The following is an 11,087-nucleotide window of genomic DNA, read 5'->3' as shown; positions in this document are numbered from 1 at the left end:
CGTCCATCCGATCGCCAGCAGTATCCCATCCAGCAGCGCCTTCCGGCGAGAAGGACGTCCCTACGCGGCGGCGGCCGTCAACTGGCTCAGGTACGCATGGATCTGACTGACCACGGCCGCGCCGTCGCCTACGGCCGCGGCCACCCGTTTCGCTGACTCCGAACGGACGTCGCCGACTGCAAACATGCCCGGTATGCTGGTTTCGAGCGGATACCGCTTGCCTGCTTCAGACAGCCCATGCTCACTGCGGGCGAAACCCGTGACGACAAACCCTCTGTTGTCGAGTTCCACGCCGCTCGATTCGAGCCAATCGGTTTTCGGGTCCGCGCCGACAAAGAGAAACAGATGACGCGTCTCGATCACTTCGTCCGCATCCTCGTCTTCACGCCGGATATGAAGGTGAGTGAGTCCGGCTTCGTCGCCATCGAGCGAACGCAGCGTGCAGTGCGTGCACAGCGTGACGTTAGACAAGGAGCCGATCCGGTCGATCAGGTATTTCGACATGCTGGCCTCGAGGTCCTTGCCACGAATCAGCACGCGAACGCTACGCGCGAAATTGGCGAGAAACACGATCGCCTGGCCGGCGGAGTTGCCCCCGCCTATCAACACGATGTCTTGCCCTTTCACCAGCTTGGCTTCGATTGTCGACGCCCAGTAGTACGTGCCGCGTCCGTCGAAACGATCAAAGCCGTTCACCGTCGGCTTCCGATAGGCGGCGCCGCTCGCGACCACGACCGTGCGGGCGCTGATGCGCTGCCCGTCGAGCAGCGAGAGCAGAAAGACGCCTTCATGGCGGCTCACATCTGTGACCTTGCCCGGGATCGCCAGATGCGCGCCGAACTTCAACGCCTGCTGGAATGCCCGCGCGGCGAGTGCCTGGCCCGAAATACCGGTGGGAAAACCCAGATAGTTCTCGATCCGCGAGCTGGCGCCGGCCTGGCCGCCAGGCGCGCGCTGATCGAATACGGCAACCGACAAGCCTTCCGTGGCGGCATACACGGACGCCGCCAGTCCGGCAGGCCCGGCACCGACGATCGCGACGTCATAGACGTGCGATTGCTCGAAGGTCGGCACGAGTCCAAGGCACGATGCGAGCTGGACTTCGTCGGGCGCGCGCAGCACGTTGCCGTTCGGGCAGAAGACGAGCGGAAAGTCGTCGGGGCCGGTAGTCATGCCGCCCAGCAGCGTGATCGCCTCGGGATCGCTACGCGCGTCGATCACCATCGCAGGGTACGCATTGCGACGCAGAAAACTTTGCAGCCCCATCAGCTTCGAGCAATCGCCATCACCCACGATGATCGGCCCGAGCCCCTGCTCGATCAGTCCGAGCCGCCGCAGGATCAGGGCGCGCATGATGTGTTCGCCAAGTTGTGCATCGGCCACGATCAACGCGCGCAACCTCTCCGGCTCGATCACGAGCGTCTCGACATCGGTCAGTGCGACGCCGTCGATCAATGCCGGTTTGCCGGAGAGCTGCGCCATCTCGGCCATGAAGTGTCCATCTTCATGTTCCGTCACGAGCGTCGAGCGGCCGAAACTGTCACGCGAATAGATTCTCACGCGCCCACGCAGCAACACGAACAGGCCGAGTGCAACGTGCCCCGTTTCGAAGATCAGTGCGCCGGCCTTGAACGACATCGGCCGGGCGAAACGCCGCAAACTTTGAATCTCTGCGGCTGACAGGCGGGGAAACATCTGGTGCCGACGGTACTCCAGCGAGGAGTTCGGTGTATCGAGTTCCGACAGTGTCGTCGCGTCGGCGGATAAATCGGGAGTGCTCATAACATGACCTCATCTGGCACGGTTGGCAAATAGCGCTTCTACCAGCCGAATTTGAGTTCCGCGCCTACGTAGTCGGAATTGCGGGCGCCCAGTTCGCGCAGCGACGGTCCGACCTGAAAATGCACGGCCTCGAGCGCCGCGGCGAGATTCGCGGCGACGGCCCAGTCAGCGCGAACCTGCGTATAGAACCCCGTCCAGCTACTGCCGTGTCCCGCCGTGCCCGGCACGACTGCCGAGCCTTGCTGGTAGACCGCGTCAGCGGTGGTCTCGCGCCATTGCAACCCCACGCCGGCCAGCAGTGTCAGCTTGCTGTTCGGTTTAAGGACGAGCGACGGCTTGACGTGAACCAGGTTCGAGTAGCCGGTATAGCCGGCCAGCGAGAAGTAGTAACCGTTCGGGAACAGCGGATTGAACGTACCGAGGCGGCCGTCCCCGGGATGGCTGTCGCCCGATGCGGCGTCGACCTGGATGCCGACCCGGGGTGTCCATGGCACGGCCGTCAGCGTGTAGCCGGCGAGCGAGCCCACCGCCCACGCGCCGATCGTCTTGCTGCCGACATGCCCCGACTGATACATCCCTTCGACGTCCCAGTCGATATGGTTGACGTTGCCGGAATAGCGCGCATCGAATACGTCGCGATGTTCGTCGCCCACAGCGTCGAGAAAGTGCGCGTTGCTGCGGTTGTAGCGGGAATAGTACGCGGACAGGTCGCCCGGTCCGACGTTTTTGTGCTCCACGCGCACGCCGCTGAATGTCAGATCGCGATTCGAGACATCGTCGAAATCCGAATTGTCGCGATACTGAACCGGCTGCGTCGCGTAGGCGATCCAGCGCCACGGACCGGTTTCATAGTCGGCCCAGAGCGCGTCGAATGCCTGACGCACGTTCGGGCCGTCGCGAACCGAGACGAAACGCTGCAAGTCGAACGCCATTTCCTGCCGGCCGACGCGAAACTTGAAGGTGCCGGGCCCAAGCGGTTCGGTAATCGCGACAAACGCCTGGCGCAAATCCAGCGGATTCTTGTCGACCGGCGTGACGTTATCCTTGCCGTAGGGGCGCGCGTCTTCGAACTGTGTGAAGATCTGCACGTGGGGGCCGAGGTGGACATCCGCATGAACGTCCAGACGTTGCAGCAAATACGTGTCGTCATGCCCCGAGCCGAGACCGAACAGCGGCGCGTCGTTCATCTCCAGGCGCTCCCGAAGCACCACGCCGAGCGAGATGTACGCGTCGGGATTGCCGAACAGCGGAATGTACTTCAGCGAATCGAACGGCCGTCTCGGCACACAAGGATTCGCCAATACCCCCCAGTTTTCCTGCCAGCGGTTGAACATGATTGCCGGCCGCGCACACGACGCACTCGCGGGAGCAGCAGTCACGGCGGGATTGGTCGTGGCGGTATCGTCAGCCCCGCCGAGCGCGGTGTCCGCCGCTGAAGCCGGCAGCGCGGCCGCAAGACCCGTGCTGATCAGCAAGGCACGGGCCGCGCGCAATGCGAAAACACGCGGCGCGCGCCTGCGCGCCTTCAGTGCTCTCAACGGCTTCGTGACGTTTGCTTCACTTGCCATCGTGAACTTCAGCAATGTACCGGCCCGGGAACTCGAGCATCGCGGTCGTACCCGTTGCGCTGTGGTACGGCGGGTAAAGCACCTTCGCGCCGGCCGCTTGGGCGCGCTCGATCGTCTGGGCGACATCGTCCACGGTATAACCGGTCGTTTCGGTCCCGAACGGGACCGGCAGCTTGCCGTCCGTGACGAATACGACCATATGGCCGAATCCCGAGCTGATTCGAATCACACGGATCGTCTCACCCGGCCGGCCGATCACCCCGGCGTCCGCACGCGGGTTGTCCGACACCACCTTGCCATGCGAGAAGTGCAGCCACCGGCGAACGAAGTTGTCCGCTTCATAGCGCGACACGTACACACGGTTGTCCGGCACGCTCTGCAACGGCGCATAGTTCGGCGCCTTGGTGTGCCAATAGAGCTGCATCGTGACGCCGCCCGGCCATTGAATGATCGCGTCCTTGCCGATTGGATCGTCGAACGTATCGACGACGACGTCGGCACCGGCCGAACGCGCGGCTTTCACCGCCTTATCGATATCGGTGACCAGATATCCGGTTCGTTCATTGCCGAACGGATACGGAATCGCCGTTTCGAAGCCGAACACCGAGAGCATGCCGACCGGCGTTTGCACATACTGCGACGCGGTCTTGCTCGGCGTGGGCGTTACCGTGAAAACCGCACGTGGGGATGCCTTGCCGCCGAATGTCGCGAGAAAGCTATTGACGAACGCGTCGAGATCGGCCGAAGCCACGTACACGTGAGTCGTGTCGTACTGCGCGCCGACCGATACGTCGGGCTGTCTCGCGGCGACTGCGGCTTTTCCGTTCGATACCTCCGGCGGCCCGGCATCGGCAAACGCGGATACGGATGCAACCGATGTCAATCCAATCAGTATCGCCGCGCAGAGAGACGCGAGTGAACGGGGCTGATGAAACGACTTGAACATAGTGTTATCCAAAAGGTGTTAGCAATGTTTGAATGGTCTGCCTCCGATCGAGGCGCTGTGTGTTGTCCGCCGAGCGTTTGCACAGCCCGCAATCGGCGCCGGGGCGCTGTCTTCGTCGATTCACGAACGATGTTCAGCGAGGCGAAGGACATGTGCCTGTCACGTCAGCCGCCCTGCTTCGTCGCGCCCGGCGCCACCGTCTTTTTCGCGTCGACGTCCTTCACCGGCCCAGTAACCTGAACCGCCGTCGTCTGCACAAAGAACTGCGCTTTGACAACCGGGATGGCGTGCTCGCCCAACACCATGCCGAGCAGCCCGGCCAGCGCAATCAGCGGCGGTGCCGGAGACTGCACCTTGAGTAGCCAATAGAGCAGCCCGATGCCGAAGCCGACTCCCAGAGAAATGATGTAGCCCATGCTATTCGTCCTTTTCGGAAACACCCTTCAATTCAACCAGTCCGATCCCAGCACCAGCCCGCAGAAATTCAAGCGGCGATAGTTCGGATCCCACCGGTCCAGTACATCGGCATTCACCGTTCCGAACGTCGTCTCCGGACGATGCTCCATGCCACGCGCATAGGCTTCGATGATCTTCTTCTTGAAACCTGATTCGCGCGGATAGGCCTGCACGATTTCATCGCGCTGTTGTACGGTGAATTCGTCGTGGCCGGCGCCCCGAACATCCATTTGCACACCGGCGCTGACGAGCGCAACCAGCGGCGACATATGTTCCGGAATGCCCGGTGTCGTGTGCAATGCGATCGCCGCCCATACTTCGTCGATCAGACAGTCGACAACGACGTGCTGCCGCAGAAAATCGCGCGCGGCGTTCGCGCCGTCCACCTCGAACCGGTAGGGCGAACGCTGATACTTCACATTCAGACCGACGTTGTGAAACATCGCAGCGACATAAAGCAGTTCCGCATCGAACGTCAGGTTCTCGCGATATCCTGTCAGCGCACCGAACAGAAATGCTCTTAGCGAGTGATGAAACATCAACTCCGACTCTGTACCCCGGATCTGATCGGTCGCCGCCTGAGCCATTACGCCATCGGGAATCTCAATGCCGGCAATGGTCTTCTTCATCTCAACTCCTCCGTGTCGCCTTTGCCCCTGGTGTGCCTCTATACGCATGCCAGACCGGTACCACAGCCAGGCGACGTTCAGGACGGTCGACGTCCAGGGAGCGCCAGTGCATTGCAGCGTATCGAATTAAATTCATAAAGACTTTGGCAAATCCTTAAAAACACTTAATCGGCGCAGTACGCCTGCGAATCCACTCAAAGCGACAGTTCATGAATGCGCCGCACGCCGTCACGAATCCATTGCAGAAAGCCGCCCGGGCTCTGCTCCGCACTACCCGGCGATGCAAGGACCATTTCCTCGGTTGCATGGTGTTCCGACAACAACCGGCACATTTCCTTCACCACCTCCGGGCGCTGCGCGAGGACCGGCGTCAACGCGCTTTTGTCCAGCCGGAACACGGTGGCGCGGGTCAGCGCACGCACGACAACAGCGGTCCGGACGCCAGCGAGAACGCCGGACTGGCCGATCGAATCACCCGGCGCGAGCCTTCGCAGTTCAACCTCGCCGCCGTCCTTCGGCACGATCACTTTCGCAACGCCCTGCGCCAGAATATGGAGTTCATGGCCGTCCACATCCGCCGCGGCATAGATGATGTCGTCGGCATCGAACTCATGTTTCGTCAATTGCGCTGCCAGATGCGATATCTCGTCACCTTCCAGCGTCTGGAAGATCAACACGTTGCCCAGCAAGCGATGTTTCTCGTCCGCTGCGTCGAGAATGGGCTCGGGGACCGACAGCGGCCGCAATACGACGCCGCGCGAGAGCAGATGTCGATGCGCGAGATCGAACAGCTCATTGCGCACGCCGATCTTTTTGCTCAAGGCGTCGACGTAGCAGACAATCTCGTACTCGATCGCATCGTTCGTGGCGCGGCGCACGCTGACAAGCGGTTTGGGATCGATCAGCACGTCCCCGGAACTGGCGGCAGCATTGGCGAGCGCCTCCAGCACGAGCGCGGGCCGGATCGACGGCTTGACCGGCAGCACGATGCTGATGCCGTGCGTATGCGACGGCTCATTGGCGTTGACGATATTGGTGCGTGCGGCCACGCTGTTCGGGATCACGACGATATTGCCCTGACCGTTCAGCAGGCTCGTCGCACGCCAGTTGCTTTCGACCACTTTGCCTTCCACGTCGCCGATCGTCACCCAATCGCCAATCTGAAACGGCTCCGTTGCGTTCAGGACGACGCCTGAAAACACATCGTTGAGCGTGCTCTGGATCGCGAGGCCGAGCACGACGGCGAGCGCGCCGGACGTGGCGAGCAGCCCTTTTACCGGCAGTTGCAGCACGAACGCGATCGCCCCCACAGCGGCGGCCATAAACACCAGCGCACCGAGCACATCCTGGAACAGACGCTCCCGGTGCCACGTCTCGGGCAACACCACGCGATCGAGCACGATGATCACGAGGCGAGCACCTTGCAGCCACCACACCACCTCCAGCACCTGCGCAAGCAGATGGCGCAGCGGTTCGTCCGGCCAGGGCGCCGCGCGTAGCGGATTCATCCCCGAACGGAACAGCACGTAGGTCGACAGCCCGAACATGAGCGCACGCAAGGCGAGGCGCCCCCGGTCGCTCTTACGGTCCATGAAGCGCCAGGCGAGGAAATCGAGGACCAGAATGCCCAGGCCAAACAACACACCGTCGGTCAGGGTCGGCATCGTGGTCCTCGCTCGCGTGGTGGCACGAACCCGTGGCGATCAGAATGCGAAACAGCTACATCCCAAGGCGCCCCAGAAACCGTTCGAGTCGCTGACCGGCACGTTTTTACGCCACACCCAGCCGTGGGCGTGGGCATGCACGCCGCACAGATTCACGCAGCCATCCACACAAGCCACCGCTGTCGGCTTGTAACGGCTGTAGCCGCCGAATTCCGCCACTGGCGACCACGACGGACTGACCGGAAGATCGGGCGGTCCGAGCGGCGCGAATTCATCGTCGGCGTACACGACCTTGCCACCCACCACCGTCATCGCCGAGGTCAGGAACTTGATGCGGCTTTCGTCGACAGTGAAGTAGTCTTCGCTAAGTACCGCGAAGTCCGCGAACTGACCGGGCACAAGCGCGCCTTTGCGGTCGTCCTCGTTCGAGAACCAGGCACTGCCTACCGTGTAGCGGCGCAACGCTTCCATCCGGTCCAGACGGTTCTCGCTGGAATACATGGCCGTGCCGCCGACCGTTTTACCCGACACCATCCAGTAAAGCGATACGAACGGGTTGAAGCTCGCGACGCGCGTGGCGTCCGTACCCGCACCAACGGGCAATCCGGCATCGAGCATATGGCGAATCGGCGGGGTGCGCTTGACGGCTTCTTCACCATATCGCTGGATGAAGTACTCGCCTTGAAAGGCCATCCGATGCTGGATCGCGATGCCGCCGCCGAGTGCTCGCACCCGCTCGATGTTCTTCTGCGTGATGGTCTCGCAATGGTCGAAGAACCAGCGCAGCCCGTTGAACGGGATCTCGGCGTTCACTCGCTCGAATACATTCAGGAAGCGCTCGATCGATTCGTTGTACGTGGCGTGAAGGCGGAACGGCCAGCGGTTCGCCACCAGCAGTTTGACGACCGCTTCCAGTTCGTCTTCCAGTGTATCCGGCAGATCCGGGCGTGGCTCGAGAAAATCTTCGAAGTCCGCTGCCGAGAACACCAGCATTTCACCGGCGCCATTGACGCGCAGGAAATCGTCGCCGTCGCCGGGTTTAGTCATCTTCACCCACTTCGCGAAATCTTCGATTTCCTTCTTGGCATTCTGCGTGAAGAGGTTGTATGCGATCCGCACACTCAGTTCGTTGCGCTTCGCAAGATCCATGATGACCGCGTAATCATCCGGATAGGCCTGGTAGCCGCCACCCGCGTCGATCGCGCTCGTCACGCCGAGGCGATTCAGTTCGCGCATGAAATGCAGCGTGGAATTGCGCTGGTCTTCCGGAGCGAGCTTCGGCCCTTTGGCGAGCGTCGCGTACAGGAGGCCGGCGTTCGGCCGTGCGATCAGCATGCCGGTCGGGTTGCCGCGCTTATCGCGCTGGATCTCGCCGCCGGGGGGATTAGGTGTGTCTTTGGTGTAACCGACCGCGCGCAGCGCCGCTGCATTCAGGAGCGCGCTGTCGTACAGATGCAGAATAAATACCGGCGTGTCCGGCGCGATCGCATTGACTTCTTCGAGTGTCGGCCCGCGGCCCTCGGCGAACTGGAATTCATTCCAGCCGCCCACCACGCGCACCCATTGCGGTGCCGGCGTGCGCGCCACCTGCTTCTTCAGCATGTCGAGCGCGTCCGCGAGCGACGGCACGCCGTCCCACCGCAACTCCATGTTGAAGTTCAATCCGCCTCGAATGATGTGCAGGTGGGAATCGTTCAGACCGGGGATGACCGTGCGCCCCTTGAGGTCAACCTGCCGCGTCGCGTCGTTCACGTGACGCATCACGACATCACGAGACCCCGCAGCGATGATACGGCTGTTCGCGACGGCAAGCGCATCGGCGAATGAACGCTTGTCGTCCTGCGTAGCGATCTTGCCGTTAAAGAAGACAACTTCGGCCGGCGTCGGCACGGAAGTATTGGAAGTCATGGCGATCCTCATAGGGAGCGCTCCGCTTCTCACGCGCGGAGCTATTCATGGGAAGCGGGCGCTCGGCGACTGCTTACTTCTTTGCAGGCACAGGTGCCAGAACCTCGTGCGACCCCGCCGCGCGCTGGGGAGCCTTGTGCACCATGGTGTAGGCATAGTCAACGCCCATCCCGTACGCACCCGAATGCTCTTTGGCAATCGCCATGACGTCGTTGTAAGTCTCTTTGTGCGCCCAATCGCGTTGCCATTCGAGCAGCACCTGTTGCCAGGTCATCGGAACCACGCCGGCCTGGATCATGCGCTGCATCGCGTAGTCATGCGCGTCCTTCGACGTGCCGCCCGATGCGTCGGCGACCATATAGATTTCGTAGTCGCCTTCGGCCATGGCGCATAGCGCAAACGTGTTGTTGCAAACCTCGGTCCACAAACCTGCCACCACTACCTTTTTCCGGCCATTGGCAGCCAGCGAGTCACGAACCTTCTGGTCGTCCCACGAATTCATGGATGAACGTTCGAGCACTTTGTGGCCCGGAAACACGTCCAGCAGCTCGGGGTACGTGTATCCCGAGAAACTTTCGGATTCCACTGTCGTAATAGTGGTAGGAATGTTGAACACCCGCGCTGCCTTCGCGAGTCCTACTACGTTGTTCTTAAGTACCTGACGGTCAATGGACTGAACCCCAAAGGCCATTTGCGGCTGTTGGTCGATGAAGATGATCTGCGAATTTGCAGGCGTCAGAACTTCGAGTTTCGGATTTGCCATGGCTTTGTACGTCCTAAAGAATTTGTGAACACGGGAAGACATGTCGCACTCGCTTCAAGTGCGAGAAAAACTGAAATCCATTCTATCGACGGCTTTCTAAAGAATCCTTCCCGAGAACCTTAATAGTTCTTAAAAAAGACTTTCAACAAGGGAAGCCCGGCTAATCCCGCCCCGGCCCTCGCCGCCGCCCGCTCAGAACATTTCACATTTTCTGCAGGACTTTATGTGCGCGGCATTCCTACACTTCAATCACCCGTAGTCGTGAACGCACGTTGCACCTATCGACACAATCAAATGGGTTCTCCATGAAAGAAGCACTTACCGCAGCAGCGCATCGCGCGGCGCCGTTCAGCCTTCGGGTGAGGTATGAAGCCGGGCTTCCAGAAACTGAAGAAGCGAGCGCACTTTGCTGGAGTGACGGCGATTGGGCAGATAGGCGGCATAGACGACTGCATCACCTTGATGAGGGCTCGCATCGAAAGTCTCGAGGAGGCGCATCAGGCGCCCCGCGCGAATCTCGGCGCCGACCAGCCATTCGGGCAGCAAGGCGACGCCGCGCCCCGCCATCACCGCCTCAAGCAGGAGGTCGAGACTGTTCGACAACAGATGGCCGCGCACCTCGACGCGCTGTTCGACGCTGTCCCGCCGGAAGGTCCAGACCTGGCGGGTGCGGTAGCCGCCGCCGTACGCGACACGAAGGCACTCGTGAGCTTCGAGCGCTTGCGGTGTCTGAGGCGTGCCGCTGCGCTCCAGGTAGTCGTGGCTTGCCACGACGTAGCGCAGATTGTTCGCCAGCCTTCTGACGATCACGTTGGCGTCACGATCGGGCAGCCCGATCCGGATCGCGACGTCGATCCGGTCGAGCGCGAGATCGACAAAGTGATCGGCCACGACGACGTCGAGAAACACGCGCGGATTCTCGGAAAGGAATGCCGCCAGATGCGGCGCAAGCCGCAAGCGGCTGTAAGTGGACGGTACCGAAATTCTGAGCGAACCGACCGGCGACGCGCCACTGTCGAAGACGCTCTCGTCCGCTTCGGCCAGATCGTCGAGCACCTTGCCGACCTGCTCGACGTACGCAATGCCGGCGTCCGTGAGGCTGACCTTTCTGGGTGTGCGGGTCAGCAGCGCGGTGCCCAGGGAGACCTCCAGCGAGTCCATCAGACGCGTAACAGACGACGTGGCCACCCCGAGACGTTGTGCGGCCTTTGAAAAACCGCCGGCGTCGGCCACTTCCAGCAACGTATTCAGGGCGAGGAGTTTGTCCATGCTTGGCCTTATCGACGGTTTGGTTGCGAATAACGCAACGCCAGGTTGCATTTTAGACACATTCTACAAATTCAACGCAACGCATAAGCTGCATTCATTACC

9 protein-coding genes are annotated in these 11,087 nt (G+C 61.3%); all 9 read right to left on the bottom strand.

The window, feature by feature from the left end:
• Positions 1–60 precede the first annotated feature (60 nt).
• The 9 genes from P3T25_RS06215 to P3T25_RS06175 all read right to left on the bottom strand — a co-directional run bounded on the left by P3T25_RS06215 (position 61) and on the right by P3T25_RS06175 (position 10,985).
• Positions 61–1,782: an FAD-dependent oxidoreductase gene (locus tag P3T25_RS06215; RefSeq protein WP_171925554.1), complete on the bottom strand. Its 1,722-nt coding sequence runs from the start codon at positions 1,780–1,782 to the stop codon at positions 61–63.
• A gap of 38 nt (positions 1,783–1,820) precedes the next feature.
• Entirely contained in the window at positions 1,821–3,350 is a 1,530-nt protein-coding gene (locus P3T25_RS06210; protein WP_154558230.1) for an alginate export family protein, read from the bottom strand.
• Positions 3,340–4,296 carry a VOC family protein gene (locus P3T25_RS06205; RefSeq protein WP_154558229.1) on the bottom strand — a complete coding sequence of 319 codons (957 nt, stop codon included), beginning with the start codon at positions 4,294–4,296 and terminating at the stop codon, positions 3,340–3,342. The genes P3T25_RS06210 and P3T25_RS06205 overlap by 11 nt, the downstream gene beginning before the upstream one ends.
• A 164-nt stretch (positions 4,297–4,460) precedes the next feature.
• Positions 4,461–4,712, bottom strand: a complete 252-nt coding sequence (locus tag P3T25_RS06200) for a DUF1427 family protein (RefSeq protein WP_408516533.1) — start codon at positions 4,710–4,712, stop codon at positions 4,461–4,463.
• A 27-nt stretch (positions 4,713–4,739) separates the two neighbouring features.
• Entirely contained in the window at positions 4,740–5,381 is a 642-nt protein-coding gene (locus P3T25_RS06195; RefSeq protein WP_154558227.1) for an HD domain-containing protein, read from the bottom strand.
• A gap of 194 nt (positions 5,382–5,575) precedes the next feature.
• Entirely contained in the window at positions 5,576–7,045 is a 1,470-nt protein-coding gene (locus tag P3T25_RS06190) for a mechanosensitive ion channel family protein (protein ID WP_171925550.1), read from the bottom strand.
• Between the two features lie 39 nt (positions 7,046–7,084).
• Complete coding sequence (locus P3T25_RS06185; RefSeq protein ID WP_408516532.1) at positions 7,085–8,953, bottom strand: amidohydrolase; 1,869 nt, start codon at positions 8,951–8,953, stop codon at positions 7,085–7,087.
• A 73-nt stretch (positions 8,954–9,026) separates the two neighbouring features.
• Positions 9,027–9,716: a hydrolase gene (locus P3T25_RS06180; RefSeq protein ID WP_154558224.1), complete on the bottom strand. Its 690-nt coding sequence runs from the start codon at positions 9,714–9,716 to the stop codon at positions 9,027–9,029.
• A gap of 348 nt (positions 9,717–10,064) precedes the next feature.
• Positions 10,065–10,985: a LysR family transcriptional regulator gene (locus P3T25_RS06175; protein ID WP_171925548.1), complete on the bottom strand. Its 921-nt coding sequence runs from the start codon at positions 10,983–10,985 to the stop codon at positions 10,065–10,067.
• Positions 10,986–11,087 lie beyond the last annotated feature (102 nt).

Source organism: Paraburkholderia sp. GAS32, assembly GCF_050434225.1.
GTDB classification, from domain to species: Bacteria; Pseudomonadota; Gammaproteobacteria; order Burkholderiales; family Burkholderiaceae; genus Paraburkholderia; species Paraburkholderia madseniana.
Note: the sequence above shows the minus strand (reverse complement) of the source record. Positions and strands in the feature narration are given on the sequence as shown.

Bases quoted from the DNA above. Each gene is read 5' to 3' on its own strand.
- P3T25_RS06215 (WP_171925554.1), bottom strand. From the start codon at position 1,782: ATGAGCACTCCCGATTTATCCGCCGACGCGACGACACTGTCGGAACTC.
- P3T25_RS06210 (WP_154558230.1), bottom strand. From the start codon at position 3,350: ATGGCAAGTGAAGCAAACGTCACGAAGCCGTTGAGAGCACTGAAGGCG.
- P3T25_RS06205 (WP_154558229.1), bottom strand. From the start codon at position 4,296: ATGTTCAAGTCGTTTCATCAGCCCCGTTCACTCGCGTCTCTCTGCGCG.
- P3T25_RS06200 (WP_408516533.1), bottom strand. From the start codon at position 4,712: ATGGGCTACATCATTTCTCTGGGAGTCGGCTTCGGCATCGGGCTGCTC.
- P3T25_RS06195 (WP_154558227.1), bottom strand. From the start codon at position 5,381: ATGAAGAAGACCATTGCCGGCATTGAGATTCCCGATGGCGTAATGGCT.
- P3T25_RS06190 (WP_171925550.1), bottom strand. From the start codon at position 7,045: ATGCCGACCCTGACCGACGGTGTGTTGTTTGGCCTGGGCATTCTGGTC.
- P3T25_RS06185 (WP_408516532.1), bottom strand. From the start codon at position 8,953: ATGACTTCCAATACTTCCGTGCCGACGCCGGCCGAAGTTGTCTTCTTT.
- P3T25_RS06180 (WP_154558224.1), bottom strand. From the start codon at position 9,716: ATGGCAAATCCGAAACTCGAAGTTCTGACGCCTGCAAATTCGCAGATC.
- P3T25_RS06175 (WP_171925548.1), bottom strand. From the start codon at position 10,985: ATGGACAAACTCCTCGCCCTGAATACGTTGCTGGAAGTGGCCGACGCC.